Here is a 20,690-nt window from a genome sequence, read left to right as displayed (position 1 = left end):
ACAGAAAAAATGGATTAATTGGTCATACTGGCGGAGATATTGGAGTTTCCACATTTATGTTTTTTAATCCAAAAACTAGTACGGGTAGAATATTTTTAACTAATACAGAGTTTGACAACCCATTTAACAGAAAAAACAATACAAAATTAATTGAAGAGTTTATTTCTATTTGGAAAATTTTAGAATAAAAAAGCACATTTATTTAAAGAAAACATCATATCCAAAGCGTATTAATGTACCAATAACGATTATTAAAAAGAAGATTCTAATAAATCCGTTTCCTTTTTTTATAGCTAATTTTGCTCCAATAAATCCTCCCACCGCATTACAAACTGCCATTGGAATTGCTATTGCCCAAATAATTTTACCTTTTAAAACGAAAAGGCAAATTGAACCAAAATTGGTAGCTAAATTAACCATTTTAGCATTTGCAGAAGCATGAAGGAAATCGAAACCAAGAATAGCAACAAACCCTAAAACTAAAAAACTTCCAGTTCCTGGACCAATAAATCCGTCATAAAACCCAATAAAAATACTCATTAAAATAGCCAGAAACAATTGTTTATTGGTAGATAAATTCTTTTCCTGATGAGTTCCAAAATCTTTTTTGGCAAATGTATAGATTGCAATTAAAGTTAAAACAACCAATAATAATGGTTTCATAAAATCATTACTCACTAAAGTTAAAAGATGAGAACCCAAAAATGCTGCAGAAAAAGCAACTATTGCCATAAATGAAAGTAATTTCCAATTCATTGTAACTTTTTTCAAATACTGTCGCGCAGCAAAAGAAGTTCCACTAAAGGCTGGAATCTTTAACGACCCAATAATAGATGAAACGGCTAAATTTGGTAATAAAATTAATGCAACAGGCGTCTGAATTAGTCCGCCACCACCAACAATAGCATCAACAAAACCAGCAAAAAATGAAGCGATACAAAGAAGTATGATAATGTAGGTTTCCATAAAAAAATATTAAAATTCCAAAAAAAAGAAATTCCAAATTTCAAACTTAACGATGAAGTCTTGAAATTTGGAATTTAAAATAGTATAATTTATTAGATTACTCTCTTACAATATTGGCACCAAGTGCTCTCAATCGTTCATCAATTCGTTCATAACCTCTATCAATTTGCTCAATATTTTGAATAGTAGAAGTTCCTTTGGCAGAAAGTGCTGCGATTAACAACGATATTCCTGCTCTAATATCGGGCGAGCTCATTACGGTAGCTTTCAATTGCGATTGAAAATTATGTCCCATAACCACAGCTCTGTGCGGATCGCATAACATAATTTTAGCTCCCATATCTATCAATTTATCTACAAAAAACAAACGACTTTCAAACATTTTTTGGTGAATCAATACATCGCCATTGGCTTGGGTTGCAACTACCAAAATAATACTCAATAAATCGGGTGTAAATCCTGGCCATGGTGCATCTGCTATAGTAAGTATTGAACCATCAATATCGGTTTTTACTTCATATCCGTTTTCGTGTGTTGGTATATAAATGTCGTCACCACGTCTTTCTAAAGTAATTCCTAGTTTTCTAAACACACTTGGAATCACTCCTAAGTTATCCCATGAAACATTTTTTATAGTAATTTCACTTCTTGTCATCGCCGCAAGACCAATCCAAGAACCAATTTCAATCATGTCTGGAAGAATTCTATGTTCACAACCACCAAGAGCATCAACTCCTTCAATAGTCAATAAATTAGAACCTACTCCACCAATTTTAGCACCCATAGAATTCAACATTTTACACAATTGTTGCAAGTAAGGCTCGCAAGCTGCGTTATAAATTGTAGTTATTCCTTCGGCTAAAACGGCCGCCATAACAATATTAGCAGTTCCTGTAACCGACGCTTCGTCTAGCAACATGTAGGCACCTTTTAATTTTCCATCGGTTTCAACACCATAAAAATGATCTTCTCTTTCATATCTAAATTTGGCACCTAGATTAATAAAACCTTCAAAGTGTGTGTCTAAGCGACGTCTTCCTATTTTATCACCACCAGGTTTAGGAATATAGCCTTTACCAAAACGTGCTAAAAGCGGACCAACAATCATTATAGAACCACGCAAGCTTCCGCCTTCTTTCTTGAAAGCTTCGGTTTCTAGATAACCAACATTCACTTCATCTGCTTGAAAAGTGATGGAACCTTTACCATTTTTTTCAATTTTAACACCCAAGTTTCCTAAAAGTGTAATCAATTTATTGACATCAATAATATCTGGGATATTATTAATTGTTACTTTTTCTTTGGTTAAAAGAACGGCGCATAATATTTGTAACGCCTCATTTTTAGCTCCTTGTGGTGTAACATCACCTTTTAGTCTAATGCCTCCTTCAATTTTAAAAACTCCCATATTTATTTTCTGTATAATGTAAAAATTGTATGCATGTATAGTGTAAAATCGATTTACAATTTACACCATACAATATACAAATTAAGCTTTTGGATTATTGTTATTATTATTTTTTACGAAAGGTTTTTTACCAAGTACTGGCTTTTTAAACGCTTGAATTTTTAAGTTTTTTTGTTGTGGCAATAACGATTTATTAGATACTTTTTTATTGGTTCTAATTAAATCTGTAGTTGTAAGAAGTTCTTCCTGACTTTGTGTTAAATTAAATTTTCCTTCAGAAAGTTCATATAAATGTTCAAATATTACTGCGTCTGTAACGGTATCTTTATTCCAACTCAAATATGATTTTTTCATGTGATTGGCAATAACTTTTACCAAAGCACTTTTCATTTCGCCTTCTTCCCATTTATCGGCAACTTCTATCATATATTTGATATTATTACCATAAAAACGATACTTCGGATTTTTTTGAGGATATTCTAAACGATCGGGTTTCAAGTTGATTACCTCTCGCGTTGGAATTGGGTAGGGCGAATTTACGTGCAATTTAAAATCGGACATTATAAAAAGTTGATCCCACAATTTGTGCTGAAAATCTAAAACATCACGCAAGTGCGGATTTAAACTTCCCATTACCTGAATAATGTATCTAGCAGCTTTGTTTCGCTCCTCTTCATTTTCAATAATTGTTGCTTGATCTATCAATTTTTGCAAATGACGACCATACTCCGGAATTATTAAATGCGGTCGCTCTGCATTGTATTCTAAGTTAAATACAACGTCATTGGCATTCTCTTTTATATATTTTGGCACCATATTAAAACGAAATTATTCCTTCTATTGTAGCTACTTCAAGGTATTTAGTAATCACATCGTCTGGAGATTCCATGTTTACATTTATAGAAACACTAGTGTATTTACCAGCTTTAGATTGCTGTGTTTTTATAACCGCACCCATATTGTTAAAAGCATTTTCTACTTCTTCAATTTTTTTAGTATCGGTTGGAACAATAAATTTATATAGGTATTCTGACGGCCAAGTTGAAGTATTAGCTAATTCCTCTTTGAGCCGAACGTAAAATTCTTCGGTCTTTTTATCCATTCTTAAATTAAAATAAAAACAAAGATACATTTTTGAAATTAGAAAATAGAAATTAAATTTTACATTTTTAAAGAAATTAAAAGGTTGTATCTTTAAAAAAATGAACAGTAATTATTGTTAGGACATAAAATATCGGTTCATATATTAATAAAATAAGAAAATTATTACAAATAAGTAGCGCTACATCCATTTTATTTTTTTACTATCTTTGAAATTCTAAAAAAAAAAAAAAAATTACAATTAAACACTTCAATGAAAGTATATACTAAAACTGGTGACAAAGGTACTACGGCACTTTTTGGCGGCACACGAGTTCCTAAAGATCATGCAAGAATAGAAAGTTATGGAACTGTAGACGAGCTAAATTCTTACATAGGACTAATTCGTGACCAACCAATGAGCCAACATTATAAAAATATTCTTATTGAAATTCAAGATAGACTATTTACGGTAGGCGCAATTCTAGCAACGCCACCAGAAAAAGAAACGCTGAAAAACGGTGAAAAACGTCTTCAAAATTTAGGTATTCTTGAAACCGATATAGAATTGCTAGAAAACGAAATTGATGCAATGGAAGATTCTTTACCTCAAATGACACATTTTATTCTTCCTGGCGGTCACACAACCGTGTCATATTGTCACGTTGCGCGATGCGTTTGCCGTCGTGCCGAACGTTTAGCCGTGCATTTAAGCCATAACGAGCCAGTTGCAGATATAGCAATCAAATATCTAAACCGACTTTCTGACTACCTTTTTGTCTTGGCACGAAAGTTGTCTCATGAATTAAAAGCAGAGGAAGTAAAATGGATACCAAGAAAATAGTAACCAGCCATCAGTAACAAGTTTAAAATTATTTGATAAATTCTTAATTAGATAGGTTATTATTTTAAATAAAGACAGTCAAATTGATTACTATAAACTGAAAATTGATTATTAAAAAAAAGACGTTCTTAAACTTAATTGAAAAATAAATCAAAAAAAACTTGACTTTTTCAGTAATAAATTTATTTTTGCACAAATTAAAACCCGAAGAAGATGTATTGGACATTAGAATTAGCATCGTATTTAAGTGATGCACCGTGGCCTGCAACCAAAGATGAACTTATAGATTACGCAATTAGAGCTGGTGCGCCGCTTGAAGTAGTCGAAAATCTTCAGTCTATTGAAGACGAAGGAGAAATATATGAATCAATGGAAGAAATTTGGCCAGATTATCCAACCGACGAAGATTATCTTTGGAACGAGGATGAATATTAACAAAAAATAAACAATCACAACAGAAAGAAAGTCTCCATTGGGGCTTTTTTTTTGTTTAAATTTGCACAACTTTATAAAATTATAAATACAAACCCATTATGAGTTTCATAAATAGCATACTTAAAGCATTTGTTGGCGATAAATCTCAAAAAGATGTTAAAGCTACACAACCATATATTGCCAAAATAAGAGCCTTAGAACCTGCACTTATGGCTTTATCTCATGATCAATTGAGAGCAAAAACAGCCGAGTTTAAAGAGAAAATTAAACTAGCACGTGCTAAACAAGATGCGGAAATTGCAACTAAAAAAACAGAAGCAGAAAACATATCGGATATTGATTTAAGAGAAGATATTTACAATGCAATCGATGCTCTTGAAAAAGAAGCTTATGACATTTCTGAAAAAGTATTAATGGAAATTCTTCCAGAAGCATTTGCTGTTGTAAAAGAAACTGCAAGACGTTTTAAGGAAAACGCAACTATAACCGTTACTTCATCTGAAAAAGATAGAGAACTTTCGGCTTTAAAACCCTACATAACTCTTGTTGGCGATCAAACCAATTGGGCTAACCAATGGAATGCAGCTGGAAAACAAATTACTTGGGACATGATTCACTATGACGTTCAGTTAATTGGTGGAATCGTTCTTCACGAAGGTAAAATTGCCGAAATGCAAACAGGTGAAGGTAAAACATTAGTAGCTACACTTCCACTCTATCTTAATGCTTTAACAGGTAATGGAGTTCACCTAGTAACTGTAAATGATTATTTGGCAAAACGTGATAGTACTTGGAAAGCACCTTTATTTGAATTTCATGGCATCACTGTAGATTGTATTGACAATCATCAACCCAACTCAGACGCAAGAAGAAAAGCTTATGAAGCCGATATTACTTATGGTACAAATAACGAATTCGGATTTGACTACCTAAGAGACAACATGGCACATTCGCCAGAAGATTTAGTTCAAAGAAAACACAATTATGCTATTGTCGACGAGGTTGACTCGGTATTAATTGATGATGCTAGAACGCCTTTAATTATTTCTGGTCCAGTTCCTGATGGTGATCGTCATGAATTTACAGAGTTAAAACCTAAAATTGAAAACCTATACAATTTACAACGTCAATTGGCTAACGGGTTTTTAACCGAAGCAAAACGATTGATAAAAGAAGGAAACACTAAAGATGGAGGTTTTCAATTGCTAAGAGCTTACCGTGCACTTCCTAAAAACAAAGCTTTAATTAAGTTTTTAAGTGAAGATGGTATAAAAGCACTTTTGCAAAAAACAGAAAATCAATACATGCAAGACAACAACCGCGAAATGCCAAAAGTTGACGAAGCATTATATTTTGTAATCGAAGAAAAAAACAATCAAGTAGAATTATCGGATAACGGAATCAAGTACCTATCTCAAGATACTGACGAAACGTTTTTTGTCCTTCCAGATATTGGAACTGAAATTGCTAACATCGAAAAACAAAATCTAGAAAAAGATCAAGAAGCTGAAGCAAAAGAAAAACTATTTCAAGATTTCGGAATAAAATCTGAAAGAATTCACACGCTTACGCAATTATTAAAAGCATACACGCTTTTTGAAAAAGATGTAGAATATGTAATCATGGACAACAAAATTATGATTGTCGATGAGCAAACTGGTCGTATCATGGATGGTCGTCGTTATTCTGACGGATTGCACCAAGCTATTGAAGCCAAAGAGCAAGTTACTATTGAAGCAGCAACCCAAACATTTGCAACTATTACACTTCAAAACTATTTCCGTATGTACAGCAAATTGGCTGGTATGACAGGAACAGCAGTAACGGAAGCAGGAGAACTTTGGGAAATTTACAAATTAGATGTAGTTGAAATTCCGACCAATAGAGGAATGTCACGTCAAGATAAAGAAGATTTAATTTACCGTTCGGTTCGTGAAAAATTCAATGCTGTTATTGAAGATGTTACTCAACTTTCTGCATCAGGAAGACCCGTTTTAATTGGAACAACATCGGTAGAAATTTCAGAATTATTGAGCCGAATGTTAAAAATGCGTGGTGTTGCGCACAACGTATTGAATGCAAAAATGCACAAACAAGAAGCACAAATTGTTGAAGAAGCAGGAAAACCTGGCGTAGTAACTATTGCAACAAATATGGCTGGTCGTGGTACCGATATTAAACTTACTCCAGAAGTAAAAGCTGCTGGCGGATTGGCAATTATTGGTACAGAACGTCACGATTCTCGACGTGTTGACCGTCAGTTGCGTGGTCGTGCTGGTCGTCAAGGTGATCCAGGAAGTTCTCAATTTTATGTTTCTCTAGAAGATAACTTAATGCGTCTTTTTGGTTCAGAAAGAGTTGCTAAGGTTATGGACAGAATGGGATTGAAAGAAGGCGAAGTAATTCAGCATTCTATGATGACCAAATCTATAGAAAGAGCACAGAAAAAAGTAGAAGAAAACAACTTTGGAACTCGTAAACGTCTATTAGAATATGATGACGTAATGAATGCTCAAAGAGAAGTAGTTTACAAACGTCGTCGTCACGCATTGCACGGAGAACGTCTTAAACTTGACATTGCTAACATGATGTATGACACTTGCGAAGTTATTGTAGGTGACAACAAAGCGAAAAACGATTTCAAAAACTTTGAATTTGAATTAATTCGTTATTTCTCGATCACGTCTCCAGTTTCGCAAGCAGAATTTGATAAATTGACTGAAATGGAATTGACTGGAAAAGCTTACAAAGCTGCCATGCAATACTACACAGAAAAAACCGAAAGAAGTGCTCGCGAGGCATTTCCAATTATAGAAAATGTTTATAAAAACGAAGGCAATCAATTTGAACGCATCATTGTTCCTTTTTCTGACGGAATAAAATCGTTGAATGTTGTTACCGATTTGAAAAAAGCATACGATTCTCACGGAGCGCAATTAGTAGCCGATTTTGAAAAAAACATCACATTGGCAATCGTTGATGAAGCTTGGAAAAAACACTTACGCAAAATGGACGAATTGAAACAATCTGTTCAATTGGCTGTTCATGAGCAAAAAGATCCATTATTAATTTACAAATTGGAAGCGTTCAACTTGTTTAGAAACATGCTAGATGGTGTAAACAAAGAAGTAATTTCTTTCTTATTTAAAGGAGATTTGCCACAACAAAACAACACTATTCAAGAAGCAAGACAAGAAGTACGTCAAAAAGAAAATTATACCGAAAGCAGAGACGAAATTCAAAGTAGCGAAGAAGCCAATCGTGAAGCTGGACAAACACAACAACGTCAAGTAACCGAGACGATTGTTCGTGATCAACCAAAAATTAACAGAAACGATAGCGTTACTATCAAACATGTTATGAGTGGTAAAACCGAAGAAATGAAATTTAAAAAAGCCGAAAGTTTACTTGCTAGCGGCGAATGGGTTTTAGTATAAACTATTTTTAAATTTATAAAACATACAATCCTCAATTGGTAATTCAATTGAGGATTTTTTTTATTAAAAATTAACTTTTTAGAATAAATTAAACTTAGCAACAAAACACTTCAAATTTGTATATTTGCTTATTAATCACACAAACTAAATTCATGCAACATATTATTGACCGCTTTATAAGCTACGTTACTATTGATACAGAATCTGACGCAAATTCTCCAACAACACCAAGTACAAAAAAACAATTAGTTCTTGCCAATCTTTTAGTTAAAGAATTGAAAGCAATAGGATTAAGCGAAGTTACTATTGACAAAAACGGATATGTAATGGGAACGTTACCAAGTAATGTTGACCATGAAGTTCCAACAATAGGATTCGTTTCTCACTACGATACATCGCCAGATTTTACAGGAAAAGATGTAAAACCACAAATTATAGAAAACTATGATGGAAAAGATATTGTCTTAAATAAAGAACAAAACATTATCCTTTCACCAAGTTATTTCAAAGATTTATTACTTTATAAAGGACAAACATTAATCACAACCAACGGATTAACATTACTTGGTGCCGACGACAAAGCTGGATTAACAGAAATTGTTACAGCAATGGAATACCTAATGCAACATCCCGAAATTAAACACGGAAAAATTAGAGTTGGTTTCACCCCAGACGAAGAAATTGGTCGTGGAGCAGACATTTTTGACGTAGAAAAATTTGGTGCACAATGGGCATACACTATGGATGGAAGTCAAATTGGAGAACTTGAATATGAAAATTTCAATGCTGCAGGAGCCAAAATTATCTTTAAAGGAAAAAGCGTTCATCCTGGCTATGCCAAAGGTAAAATGATTAATTCTATGCTAATTGCAAATGACTTCATTAACGAATTACCAAAACACGAAATCCCACAAGAAACCAAAGGTTACGAAGGTTTTTATCATGTAACTGGACTAACAGGAAGTCTTGAAGAAACTAAATTAGAATTGATTATTCGTGATCACGATGCCAAATTATTTAAAAAACGCAAAGAAGTAGTTCATGCAATTGCAAAAAAAATCAATAAAAAATTTGCAAAACAATTTGGTGAAGACATTTGTATTGCCGAAGTAAAAGATCAATACTATAACATGCGCGAAAAAGTAGAACCTATGATGTTCATTGTAGATTTAGCTGAAAAAGCCATGAAAGAATTAGGAATTAAACCATTAATAAAACCAATTCGTGGTGGAACAGACGGTTCAAGATTGTCTTACATGGGATTACCTTGTCCAAATATTTTTGCTGGCGGACATAATTTTCATGGAAAATATGAATATGTTCCAGTAGAAAGCATCCAAAAAGCAATTGATGTTATTGTGAAAATTGCCGAATTAACAGCAACTACAGATTTCACAAAAAAAGAAAAGAAAGCTAAAAGTAAAAAGAAGAAATAATTTTTTTTTGGAGCGAATGGTTTGGGATTTCTTGGTTACCTTATTCCTGCTATTCGCTTCAATCAACTTGTAAAAAACAAGTTAATTTCCACTTCAAACGAAGTTCACTGAACTCTTATGAAAATAAATATTATGTGAAGTAATCAGGGCTAAATAGTTTTTGTATTGCATAAACAGTACGTTATGGAAGAAAAAAAAGGTTGGAACAGCAATGAATTATGGGATGAAGAACTAGAACTTCTAAAATCTATAATAAACAAAACCGAATTAGTTGAAACCACAAAATGGGGCGGAATTGTTTATACCATAAACAATAAAAACGTAATAGGTATTGGTGGTTTTAAAAACTTTTTTACAATTTGGTTCTTCAACGGCGTTTTTCTTAAAGACGAACTTAATGTGTTAGTTAATGCTAACGAAGGAGTTACCAAAGCATTACGACAATGGCGATTTACTTCTAGAAATGACATTAATGAAAAACTAATTTTAGCCTATCTCAAAGAAGCAATTTCTAATGAAAAAGATGGGAAATCTATAAAACCAACTAAAAAAGAAGTTGAAATTTCAAATTTCTTTCAAAATCAATTGGAAAACGACTCAGCATTTGCAGCAGCATTCTATAAATTTTCGCCATACAAACAAAAAGAATTTCTTGAATATATTGACACTGCCAAACAAGAAAAAACCAAAATTGACCGATTGGAAAAAATCAAACTAATGATTTTACAAAACATTGGATTAAACGATAAATATCGAAACGTATGATATTATATTTAAAAAAACACAAAGTAAAAACAATAATGAGTTTACTACTTTTTAGTTATCTCATAATGTGTCAGTCGTGCATGACGATGCGCATGAATTCTAAAAAAACTAAAGCCTTTTTTGAAACTTCTAAAATTAGCTACATCGATAGTACAATTACTGTTGAAGATGCTAAAATTCATTACATTCAAACAGGAAACAGCAACTTACCTACTCTATTTTTCATTCACGGTTCGCCAGGAAGTTGGGATGCTTACAAAGATTTTTTAAAAGATACTTTACTTCTCAAAAAATACCGAATGATTGCTATTGACAGACCAGGTTTTGGCTACAGCGATTTTGGTTCGTCCGAAAATTTATTTCAGCAAGCGCATGTTATTGAAGCCTTTGTAGAAAAAATTAATAACACTAAAAACTGCTACTTAATTGGTCATTCTTATGGTGGACCAGTTATTGTAAAAATGGCTGTTGACAAGCCTAAAATGTTTAAACAAATTGTTATTTTGGCTGGAGCAATTGATCCAGATGCAGAAGAACCCGAAAATTGGCGTCCTATTTTTATCTCGAAACCTTTGCGATATCTAGTTCCAGGCGCACTTAGACCAGCCAATGATGAATTATGGTGGTTAAAAAACGACTTAAAAGTAATGCAACCAACTCTAAAAAATATTATCACTAATGTTGTGGTAATTCATGGAACCAAAGATCCGTTAGTACCCTACAGCAATGTGGCTTTTATAAAAAAAGAGTTTGTAAATGCTAAATCAATGGAAGTAATTTCAATTAAGGATGCCAATCATTTTATTCCGTGGGAACATTATGAAACCATAAGAAACAAACTTCTAAACTTAATAGAATAAAAAAAATCCCAAACTCAAAAGAATAATTTGAATTTGGGATTTTAAATTTTATAAATAAAACTTATGCTTTCTTGTTAAGCGCAGCACTCATTTCCATTGAAATTGCAGATTTCTCCATTTTTAATTTTCCTGACATGGTTTCAACAACAATTGTAGTTTCACTCATTTCAGCAATTTTGGCGTGAATACCACTTTTAGTAATAATTTTATCACCAATTTTTAAACTGCTTTCAAATGCTTTTTCTTTTTTAATTCTTTTTTGTTGCGGCACTATCATAAAGAAGTAGATAACGACAAACATTAAAAGAAACGGTAAATATTGTACTAATTTTTCCATAATTTCAAATTTTATTCTATTTTTAAATTTATTTTATTTGTTAAAACCCTGATATTCCTGATGTTGGTTTTACGTCAGCACTAATTTTTAATACTTCGGTTTTATCTTTTGTATTGACTATAATTTTAATATTTTTTTCTTGTTTTCCATGTTTTCCTCTAGAGTTAAACGAAACTTTTATCATTGCTTTTTCGTTGGGTTTAACCTTACCCTTAGGATACTCAGCAACAGTACAACCACATGATGCACTAACATCTTCAATTTGTAAATCATTACTGCTTGTGTTGGTAAAAAAGAATTTTTTTTCTACCACTTGACCTTCATTAATTTTTCCGAAATCATATTTGATTTCTTCAAAACTCATTTCGGCGTAACCATCTTTAGGCTTGTTTCGTCCACAAGAGAAAACTAACAACGAGAATGAAATAAATACTATTTTTTTTAACATAAGTAGCTCTTTATATTAAACCTCTTCCAGTTTTATTTACTCTATTATTTGCCTGTAAATCTTTTACAATATTATCTAAAATTCCGTTAATAAAAAGACTACTTTTGGGTGTAGAATATTCTTTTGCAAGTTCTAGATATTCGTTTATTGTAACTTTCATTGGTACAGATGGAAACTTTAAAAACTCGCAGATAGCCATTTTCAAAATAATAGTATCCAATTCGGCAATACGTTCTAAATCCCAATTTGGAGTTTTATCGATAAATTCTTTGGCAAGTTCAGAATCGTTTAAAACTGTTTTTCTAAACAAAGCAGATGCAAAATCTTTATCTTCTTCATCTTTATAAATTGCAGGAACTCGAAACGAATCGGCATCGTCGGTCATTTTTTTTAATTGCTTCAATATTTGAGTATTCACCACCGGAATATCATCAACCCAAGTCAATTTAAAATCTTCTAAATAAGAATACAATTTTTCGTTAGGAGCAATTAATTCAGAAAACATATCGGCAATAAAAAAACGTTCTTCTTCAAAAGTAACTGCTTTTTTTACCATATATTTTTGATACAATTCGCTTTGCTTTATGTCTTGTAAAAGCATTAAAATAGTATCATCATTAGCTTGCCAATTGTTTATTTTTCTTTTTTCTAGAGCAATACTCAATGAGTTACTTTCGTCTAAAGCTAATAAAACTGGATTATTGATAAATCTTAAATTTGGATTGCGCTCTTCTGGAGTAGCTAAGTGCTTTTTTTGAGCAAGATTGATGTAATCTATTTCTTTTTTTCGAATTTCGACTAGAGAAGACAACATAATAAGATATAAATCTACTATATTTTCTAAGCTGTATTGTAAAAACTTTTCTTGTTTTTCAACGCTGTCTGAACCACTTTGATGCATAGCATAAACCGATTGCATGACTTTTATTCTAATATGTCTTCTGTTTAACACGGATAAGAACTTTTTTTGATTTGTATAAAAATTAACAAAGCGAAAGAAGTTGCTCTTTCGCTTTGCAAAAATAAAACTATTTTTTAAAACACTTACCTATTTAGCGTTTTCTTTTTTTCTTTGTGCAATTCTGTTGTCAGCGATTGCCATTGCTGCTTTTTGAGGCGTCAAATTATTTGCCTTAGCATAATCAAAAATTTCTAATGTAGTATTGTAGATATTTTCTGTTCTACGCATTGATTCTGCTTTGTCATAATGAGCAATTTCTGCATAAACATTGATAATTCCACCTGCATTAATAAGGAAATCTGGCGCATAGACAATTCCTCTTTCTTGAAGAATTGGTCCGTGAATATTTTCATTTGCCAATTGATTGTTAGCTGCACCAGCAATAACTTTAGCTTTAATTTTATAAACTGTTTCGTCATTAATGGTGGCACCAAGAGCACAAGGCGCATAAATATCGACATCGGCAGTGTATAAATCAGAACCAGAATAAATTGAAGCACCATATTTAGCACTTACTTCAATCATTCTATCTTGATTAATATCCGTTACTTGAACCAAAGCACCTTCTTTAGTTAAATAATCAACCAAAGTTTCGCCTACGTGACCAATACCTTGAACTAAGATTTTCTTTCCGTCTAATTTATCTGAACCAAATTGATATTTAGCAGCAGCTTTCATTCCCATATAAACGCCATAAGCAGTTACAGGAGAAGGATTACCAGAACCACCACGAGATTCAGAAATTCCAGTTACATAAGGAGTTACATCGCGAACAGTATCCATATCGGCAGTAACCATACCCACATCTTCTGCAGTGATATATCGTCCTGATAATGAGTTTACAAATTCACCAAACTTACGCATCATTTCTGGTGTTTTTTGTGTTTTAGCATCACCAATGATAACTGCTTTTCCGCCACCAAGGTCTAAACCAGTGATTGCAGACTTGTAAGTCATTCCGCGAGAAAGACGTAAAACATCATTTAATGCTTCCCATTCGTTAGCGTAATTCCACATTCTAGTTCCGCCCAAAGCTGGTCCTAAAACTGAGTTGTGAATACCAATTATTGCTTTTAATCCAGTATCTTTGTCGTTGCAAAAAACAATTTGCTCGTGATTATCAAATGATAGTTGTCCGAAGACTGGATCCATTTTTTGAAGCTCTTTTGGAGTTGTGATTTCTGTAGTCATAAAAATATTATTTGTGTTGCGACTTTATCAATAAGTCAAAGCAAATTTAACGTTTTATTCAAAATAATTCACTTATTTTAGTTTTAATTAGCATATTGTTATTAAAATTAATTTAAACTGAATATTTTAAAAATAGATTATTTTCAACAAATTAACATTTACAGAAGTAATACTACAAAGAATTAAAGAAATAAAATGAAAGAATTACAATATTTAAATAAATATTTTATCAAATATAAATACCGTTTTTTATTGGGTATTGTGATAACAATTGTAGCTCAAATCTTCCGCCTTTTTACTCCAAAACTGATAAGCAAGTCGTTTGATGCTATCGAAAAACATGATAAATTATCGGCAATTGAAAAAGCCTCGCCTATTATTAAAGAACTATACAAAAATCAACTTATTGAAAATGTGTTGCTTATAATTGGAACCACAATAATTGCTGGAGTTTTGACTTTCTTAATGCGACAAACATTAATAGTAATGTCTCGCCATATTGAATTTGATTTAAAGAATGAAGTTTTTAAACATTATGAAGTTTTAGATCAAAATTTTTACAAAAAGAACAGAACTGGCGATTTGATGAGTAGAATAAGTGAAGACGTTGCCAAAGTAAGAATGTATGTTGGTCCCGCGGTAATGTATACCATAAATACACTTATAACCTTCACAATAGTAATAATTTACATGTACAATGAATCACGAAGGTTGACACTTTATACTTTGCTTCCTTTACCAATATTATCTTTTATTATTTTTAAAATTAGTGTAGAAATCAATAAAAGAAGTACTATTTTTCAGCAATATTTATCAAAAGTCTCGAGTTATACACAAGAAGTTTTTTCGGGAATTAGAGTTATAAAAGCTTACGGACTAGAAAAACAGCACCAAGAAAATATTATTGAACTAGCGCAAGAAAGCAAGACTAAAAGCATGAACTTGGCCAACGTGCAATCCTTTTTTGGTCCGTTAATGATAACATTAATTGGAGTAAGCAATCTGGTTGTCATTTATTTTGGTGGCACAATGTATATTGAAGGAACTATAAAAAGTATTGGTACCGTTGCCGAATTTATATTGTATGTAAACATGCTAACTTGGCCTGTTGCTACTATTGGATGGGTTTCATCATTAATTCAAGAAGCCGAAGCATCGCAGAAAAGAGTTAACGAATTTCTAAAAGTTGAACCCGAGATTAAAAACAATACGACAGAACATTCTATAATTAATGGTGAAATTGAATTTAAAAATGTGAGTTTTACCTACGATGACACAGCAATTGAAGCCTTAAAAAATGTTTCTTTCAAAGTCAACAAAGGAGAAACATTAGCCATTTTAGGAAAAACTGGCTCGGGAAAATCAACAATAATCACTTTGATAACCCGAATGTATGATGTAAAACAAGGTGAAATTTTAATGGATGATATAAAATTATCCAAATTGAACCTTTACGATTTGCGAAACAGCATTGGTATTGTTCCTCAAGATGCTTTTTTATTTTCTGATTCTATTAAAAATAATATCAAATTTGGTAAAGAAGATGCAACAGATGAAGAGGTTTATGAAGCTGCAAAAAAAGCCGTAGTTCACGATAATATAATTCAATTTAACAATCAATATGAAACCATTTTGGGAGAACGTGGCATTACACTTTCTGGAGGACAAAAACAACGTGTTTCTATTGCAAGAGCCATAATTAAAAATCCTAAAATATTACTTTTTGACGATTGTCTATCTGCTGTTGATACCGAAACCGAAGAGAAAATTCTAAATAATTTACTCGAAATTTCTAAAGATAAAACAACCATTATTGTTAGCCATAGAGTATCATCTGCCAAAAATGCCGATAAAATAATCATTTTAGAGCAAGGAAAAATTATTCAACAAGGTTCTCATAATCAATTAGTAAACCAAGAAGGCTATTACAAAGAACTTTATTACAAACAACTTTCTGAAAAAGAAGTAGAATAATTCTTGCATAATATCATTTTTTTTATCATTTTCGTAGAAGAAAAACTACTAATTGACAGAACGAATATGAGAGAAAATGACATGTTAGAAAAAGACGAAATTTTTTCTAAGGTACTAAGAGCAGGAAGAAGAACTTATTTTTTTGATGTAAGATCCACAAAAGCTGATGATTACTACATTACCATCACCGAAAGTAAAAAATTTACTGAAGAAGATGGATCTTTTCATTTTAAAAAGCATAAAATTTATTTATACAAAGAAGATTTTGCAGCTTTCAAAGATATTCTAGATGAAATGACCTCATTTGTATTGAATAATAAAGGAGAAGAAGTGATTTCTGAAAGGCATCAAAAAGATTTCAAGAAAGAATATTTTTCTGAAGTAACGGAGGAAGCTCCAAAGAGTGAAAAAAATTATACAGACATAAATTTTGATGATATTTAACTATGGTTTTCTTTATGAAATATAGATTACAAATAAACATCTTTTTTCTATTATTTTGGTGTTTAGTAATTTATTTAAATTACAATACTGGTGATTTTTAAATATAAAAAATGCGTTTTCATTTTTATAAAAATCATAAAAATACAAATCCGAAAATATTTTTTTCGGATTTTTTTATCCTATTAACAATCCGTTTTCTACTTTTAAATCAGTAGATAAAAGTACAATATCATCTTTATTTACAGAACCAAGAACAAGACATTCACTCATGAATTTTCCAATTTGTTTTTTAGGAAAATTTACAACTGCAATGATTTGTTTTCCAATTAAATCTTCTTTGGCATATCGTTTTGTGATTTGAGCTGATGATTTTTTATTCCCAATTTCAATTCCAAAATCTATTATTAATTGATAGGCAGGTTTTCGGGCATCTGGAAAATCATTTGCCTCAAGAATTGTTCCCACTCGCATTTCTATTTTTTCAAAATCTTGATACGAAATGTTATTTATTGCTTTATTTTCCATAATCTATACATTGACAATCGGTTAATTATGCAATAATAAGAAATATTTATGTAAAAAAATAAAGCATCAAATTTCTAAATTTATTATCTAAAAAAATGATATAAAATGGAAAATCTAAAAACTAATTTGAGCTTAGAAAGCACGGCACTAAACACTGACAAGTACATTGAAACGGCAACAAACGTTGCTCTTTATGTAAAAGATTATGGCAAAGGAAAACCAGTACTACTCATTCATGGTTGGCCACTTTCTAATGAAATGTGGGAATATCAGGTTGAAACTTTATTAGAAAACAACTTTAGAGTAATAACCTATGATAGAAGAGGTTTTGGAAAATCATCACAACCAAACTTTGGTTATGATTATGATACTTTAACCGACGATTTAAAAGCAATTATTGATCAATTACAACTTGTAGATGTTACTCTTGTTGGATTTTCAATGGGTGGTGGAGAAGTTGTTCGCTATTTTAGTCGTCACAAAGGTAAAAACATTAGCAGGGCAGTTTTAATTTCGTCTGTAACACCTTTTCAATTGAAAACAGAAGACAACCCAGACGGAAAATCTGAAGATGAAATACACGAAACTGCTAAGGCTATAAAAAATGACCGAATAGGTTTTCTTGATGGCTTTGGCAAAACTTTTTTTGGTAAAAATTTAATTACAAATCCAATTAGCACACCTCTTTTAGAATATTATAGAATGTTATGTTCTTTAGCTTCGCCAATTGCAACTTTAGGATGTGCCCAATCATTTTCTACAACCGATTTTAGAAAAGAAATGGTAACTATTAATGTTCCAACATTGATAATTCATGGTGATAATGACAAGATTGTTCCAATAGAGATTTCTTCTAATATTTCGGCCGATTTAATTAGAGATAACACATTTATAATTTATGAAGATGCACCTCACGGACTCTTTTACACTGAAAAAGATAGATTAAACACCGATTTAATTGAATTTTTAAATTCTTAAAAAAAATAATTCTTTTTATAAAAATCCTAAAACCTTAAATGCCGTTTTAGGATTTTATTTTTTCTTAGAGAATAAATTTTCTACAACCCAAGCCGGACCAATCATTAAAAATTGTAAATCTTTTAGAAATGATGGCTTCTTTCCTTCAATATTATGTCCATAAAACTGCCCAATCCAGGCTACAACAAAAATTGTTATTGAAACCAACCATAATGGCAAAAACTGTGAAATATAAAAGTTTAGCGTTAAACAAATTGCCGAAAAAAAAGCAATTTTAAGTGCCATTGCTGCAGAAAGTCTAATGTAAAAAATAAGTACAAAAATCAATACTACCATAGCCCAGTTTTCTATAATGGGTAGATTTAATTTTAAAATTGCAGCAATAAATGTACTAGGAATAGACATTAACAACCCAACAATAGAAAAGAAAATTGCTGGAACGCATATATAATGTATTGCTTTATTTTTAGGATTTTGATGGCTTACTGCGTACTCTTCAAACCATTGTTCTAGTGTTCTCATTGATTATTGTTTAACCACAAAGCTATTAAATTGTTGCAATAAAATCATAAAAAACAATCAATTTCACAAAAAAAATGTAAAGTTTATGTTGTATAGTTTTTATATATGAATTTAAAATTAAAAAAGTTAAATTTATTTTATACTTTTAAGTTTTAAATAAAAGAAAAAATAACCTTTACTAATAACTGAATGAAAATAGCTCTTTTTTCAAATGAATTTCCACCAAATATTTATGGTGGAGCTGGTGTTCACATTGATTTTTTAAGTCAGGAATTAGCCAAATTAGGACAAGTTGAAGTACGTTGTTTTGGTAATCAACAGGAGAAAAACGGATCAATGAATGTTATTGGGATTCAATCTTCATTGAATAAAATGGAGGATTTGAGCAATTCGCACATTAAAATGTTTCACAATTTGAGTCGCAATGTAGAAATGTCGCAACATACACTAGAAGCCGACATTATTCATTGTCATACTTGGTACACACATCTTGCCGGAATATTTTCTCGAGAATTACTTCAGGTTCCGCTAATATTGACAACGCATAGTTTAGAAACTCACAGACCTTGGAAAGTAGAACAGTTGGGCAATGGTTATTTTCTTTCTAGATGGATAGAAAATCATGCTTACAATACTGCTGATGGTGTAATTGCTGTAAGCCAACAAATGAAAACCGATGTTGTTGAGGCATACGGAATAAATCCAGAAAAAGTAACGGTTATTCATAATGGCATTGATCCAGAATTTTATAAACCTACATTTAACAACGACTTATTAATAGAATATGGCATCAATCCTGATGTTCCATTTGTACTTTTTGTGGGAAGAATTACGCGTCAAAAAGGAATTTCACAACTACTATCGGCAGCACAATATTTTAATAAAAATTGTCAAATTGTACTTTGTGCTGGTGCGCCAGATACGCCAGAAATTGCAGTTGAAACAGAACAATTAATTGCAGAATTGAAATTGAAAAGAGATGGTGTTATTTTAATATCTGAAATGCTACCTAGAGATAAAATTAAGGTTTTGTATAGTCATGCAAGGGTATTTGCTTGTCCATCATTGTACGAGCCTTTTGGGATTATAAATCTAGAGGCCATGGCCTGTGAAACTCCTGTTGTAGGAAGTGCTGTTGGTGGTATTCCAGAAATTATTGTGGAAGAAAAAACTGGATATTTAATTGCGCTAGAAAGTATGTCGAGAACCGATTTTAATCCGAAAAGTCCGGAAGAATTTCAGAAGAAATTTGCAGCTAAAATTAATTTTTTACTAGAAAACGAAGGAATTGCAACCGAAATGGGTAAAGCAGGAAGAAAGAGAGTTCTTGACATTTTTAGTTGGGAATCTATTGCAAAAACTACTTACAATTATTATGGTGAAGTACTTTCAAGATTTGAAAAAGAAAAAGCTTAAATTGAAGATTGTTGTACTATTTATAAAATAATGTTTAATTAAAGACAGGCGCATGCACCCTGACTTGAACGGAGCTCTTTTTATCTTTTCTTTTTTTAGAAAAGATAAAAAAGCGAGAGTGGAAGGCAGAAAAGGTGCCCAAAAAAATAAAAAAATAACAAAGAGGATGAATTGTACCTCGTAATGACATAAAAAATGAAAAAAAGCACATTAGCCATTATTTTGGGTGGCGGACAAGGATCTAGGTTATCACCATTGACAGAAAGTAGATCAAAACCAGCTGTTCCTATTGCAGGAAAATACCGATTGGTGGATATTCCTATTTCAAACTGTATTAATTCTGACATTAAAAGAATGTTTGTTTTAACGCAATTTAATTCGGCATCATTGAATCAGCATATAAAAAACACGTATCATTTTAGTCATTTTAGCACTGCTTTTGTAGATATTTTGGCTGCTGAACAGACTCCGGATAATCCAACATGGTTTCAAGGAACGGCAGATGCGGTGCGCCAATGTATGAATCATTTTTTAAATCATGAGTTTGATTATGCTTTAATTTTATCTGGCGATCAGTTGTATCAAATAAATTAAACTTCGGAATATCGTCTGTCAATCCTAAATTGGCTTCAAAAAAAGAATCTATATTTCCTATATCTGTCC

The 20,690-nt window shown here is 31.8% G+C and carries 20 protein-coding genes and 2 pseudogenes; 12 read left to right on the top strand and 10 right to left on the bottom strand.

Annotated elements, in window-relative coordinates; all coding sequences use genetic code 11:
• Positions 1-188 (top strand): annotated as a pseudogene (locus ACH2CG_RS16660) (hypothetical protein); the annotation flags it as partial.
• Positions 189-198: 10 nt separating this feature from the next.
• Here ACH2CG_RS16660 and ACH2CG_RS16655 read toward each other — a convergent pair.
• The 4 genes from ACH2CG_RS16655 to ACH2CG_RS16640 all read right to left on the bottom strand — a co-directional run bounded on the left by ACH2CG_RS16655 (position 199) and on the right by ACH2CG_RS16640 (position 3,476).
• Complete coding sequence (locus ACH2CG_RS16655; protein ID WP_395067260.1) at positions 199-966, bottom strand: sulfite exporter TauE/SafE family protein; 768 nt, start codon at positions 964-966, stop codon at positions 199-201.
• A gap of 97 nt (positions 967-1,063) precedes the next feature.
• Positions 1,064-2,374 carry a UDP-N-acetylglucosamine 1-carboxyvinyltransferase gene (gene murA, locus ACH2CG_RS16650; RefSeq protein ID WP_395067258.1) on the bottom strand — a complete coding sequence of 437 codons (1,311 nt, stop codon included), beginning with the start codon at positions 2,372-2,374 and terminating at the stop codon, positions 1,064-1,066.
• Between the two features lie 81 nt (positions 2,375-2,455).
• Positions 2,456-3,190 carry a DUF4290 domain-containing protein gene (locus tag ACH2CG_RS16645; protein ID WP_395067256.1) on the bottom strand — a complete coding sequence of 245 codons (735 nt, stop codon included), beginning with the start codon at positions 3,188-3,190 and terminating at the stop codon, positions 2,456-2,458.
• Position 3,191: 1 nt separating this feature from the next.
• Positions 3,192-3,476, bottom strand: coding sequence for a DUF493 family protein (locus ACH2CG_RS16640; protein WP_395067254.1), 285 nt, complete (start codon positions 3,474-3,476; stop codon positions 3,192-3,194).
• 252 nt (positions 3,477-3,728) lie between these two features.
• Between ACH2CG_RS16640 and ACH2CG_RS16635 the strand changes: the two genes are divergently transcribed.
• From ACH2CG_RS16635 to ACH2CG_RS16610, 6 genes are all read left to right on the top strand, one after another.
• On the top strand, positions 3,729-4,298 hold the full coding sequence (locus tag ACH2CG_RS16635) for a cob(I)yrinic acid a,c-diamide adenosyltransferase (RefSeq protein WP_395067252.1): 570 nt from the start codon (positions 3,729-3,731) through the stop codon (positions 4,296-4,298).
• A gap of 213 nt (positions 4,299-4,511) precedes the next feature.
• Positions 4,512-4,733 (top strand): DUF2795 domain-containing protein, encoded by a 222-nt coding sequence (locus ACH2CG_RS16630; protein ID WP_022828503.1) that lies wholly within the window; start codon positions 4,512-4,514, stop codon positions 4,731-4,733.
• Positions 4,734-4,831: 98 nt separating this feature from the next.
• Positions 4,832-8,170, top strand: coding sequence for a preprotein translocase subunit SecA (gene secA / locus ACH2CG_RS16625; protein WP_395067250.1), 3,339 nt, complete (start codon positions 4,832-4,834; stop codon positions 8,168-8,170).
• Positions 8,171-8,322: 152 nt separating this feature from the next.
• Positions 8,323-9,606: a peptidase T gene (gene pepT / locus ACH2CG_RS16620; RefSeq protein ID WP_395067248.1), complete on the top strand. Its 1,284-nt coding sequence runs from the start codon at positions 8,323-8,325 to the stop codon at positions 9,604-9,606.
• A 183-nt stretch (positions 9,607-9,789) separates the two neighbouring features.
• Entirely contained in the window at positions 9,790-10,371 is a 582-nt protein-coding gene (locus ACH2CG_RS16615) for a YdeI family protein (RefSeq protein WP_395067246.1), read from the top strand.
• A gap of 35 nt (positions 10,372-10,406) precedes the next feature.
• Positions 10,407-11,231, top strand: a complete 825-nt coding sequence (locus ACH2CG_RS16610; RefSeq protein ID WP_395067244.1) for an alpha/beta fold hydrolase — start codon at positions 10,407-10,409, stop codon at positions 11,229-11,231.
• Positions 11,232-11,292: 61 nt separating this feature from the next.
• Here ACH2CG_RS16610 and yajC read toward each other — a convergent pair whose 3' ends face one another.
• From yajC to ACH2CG_RS16590, 4 genes are all read right to left on the bottom strand, one after another.
• Positions 11,293-11,568, bottom strand: coding sequence for a preprotein translocase subunit YajC (yajC, locus tag ACH2CG_RS16605; protein WP_395067242.1), 276 nt, complete (start codon positions 11,566-11,568; stop codon positions 11,293-11,295).
• Between the two features lie 40 nt (positions 11,569-11,608).
• Positions 11,609-12,016, bottom strand: coding sequence for a DUF1573 domain-containing protein (locus ACH2CG_RS16600; protein ID WP_395067240.1), 408 nt, complete (start codon positions 12,014-12,016; stop codon positions 11,609-11,611).
• A 10-nt stretch (positions 12,017-12,026) separates the two neighbouring features.
• Complete coding sequence (gene nusB / locus ACH2CG_RS16595; RefSeq protein WP_395067262.1) at positions 12,027-12,935, bottom strand: transcription antitermination factor NusB; 909 nt, start codon at positions 12,933-12,935, stop codon at positions 12,027-12,029.
• A gap of 129 nt (positions 12,936-13,064) precedes the next feature.
• On the bottom strand, positions 13,065-14,168 hold the full coding sequence (locus ACH2CG_RS16590) for a Glu/Leu/Phe/Val dehydrogenase (protein WP_395067238.1): 1,104 nt from the start codon (positions 14,166-14,168) through the stop codon (positions 13,065-13,067).
• 195 nt (positions 14,169-14,363) lie between these two features.
• Here ACH2CG_RS16590 and ACH2CG_RS16585 point away from each other — a divergent pair, with 195 nt between their 5' ends.
• Positions 14,364-16,142, top strand: a complete 1,779-nt coding sequence (locus ACH2CG_RS16585) for an ABC transporter ATP-binding protein (protein WP_395067236.1) — start codon at positions 14,364-14,366, stop codon at positions 16,140-16,142.
• Positions 16,143-16,208: 66 nt separating this feature from the next.
• Positions 16,209-16,586, top strand: coding sequence for a PUR family DNA/RNA-binding protein (locus ACH2CG_RS16580; RefSeq protein WP_395067234.1), 378 nt, complete (start codon positions 16,209-16,211; stop codon positions 16,584-16,586).
• Positions 16,587-16,760: 174 nt separating this feature from the next.
• On the opposite strand, the gene ACH2CG_RS16575 is transcribed toward ACH2CG_RS16580, so the two are convergent.
• Positions 16,761-17,111 (bottom strand): tRNA-binding protein, encoded by a 351-nt coding sequence (locus tag ACH2CG_RS16575; RefSeq protein ID WP_395067232.1) that lies wholly within the window; start codon positions 17,109-17,111, stop codon positions 16,761-16,763.
• Between the two features lie 105 nt (positions 17,112-17,216).
• Between ACH2CG_RS16575 and ACH2CG_RS16570 the strand changes: the two genes are divergently transcribed.
• On the top strand, positions 17,217-18,089 hold the full coding sequence (locus ACH2CG_RS16570) for an alpha/beta fold hydrolase (RefSeq protein WP_395067230.1): 873 nt from the start codon (positions 17,217-17,219) through the stop codon (positions 18,087-18,089).
• Between the two features lie 54 nt (positions 18,090-18,143).
• On the opposite strand, the gene ACH2CG_RS16565 is transcribed toward ACH2CG_RS16570, so the two are convergent.
• Complete coding sequence (locus tag ACH2CG_RS16565) at positions 18,144-18,611, bottom strand: DUF962 domain-containing protein (RefSeq protein WP_395067228.1); 468 nt, start codon at positions 18,609-18,611, stop codon at positions 18,144-18,146.
• 189 nt (positions 18,612-18,800) lie between these two features.
• Here ACH2CG_RS16565 and glgA point away from each other — a divergent pair, with 189 nt between their 5' ends.
• Together glgA and ACH2CG_RS16555 are read left to right on the top strand one after the other, a co-directional pair.
• A complete protein-coding gene (gene glgA / locus ACH2CG_RS16560; RefSeq protein WP_395067226.1) occupies positions 18,801-20,027 on the top strand; it encodes a glycogen synthase in 1,227 nt (408 codons plus the stop codon).
• Positions 20,028-20,222: 195 nt separating this feature from the next.
• Positions 20,223-20,618, top strand: a pseudogene (locus ACH2CG_RS16555) (sugar phosphate nucleotidyltransferase); the annotation flags it as partial.
• Positions 20,619-20,690 lie beyond the last annotated feature (72 nt).

The organism is Flavobacterium sp. (assembly GCF_043778725.1).
Lineage (GTDB): Bacteria > Bacteroidota > Bacteroidia > Flavobacteriales > Flavobacteriaceae > Flavobacterium.
Note: the sequence above shows the minus strand (reverse complement) of the source record. Positions and strands in the feature narration are given on the sequence as shown.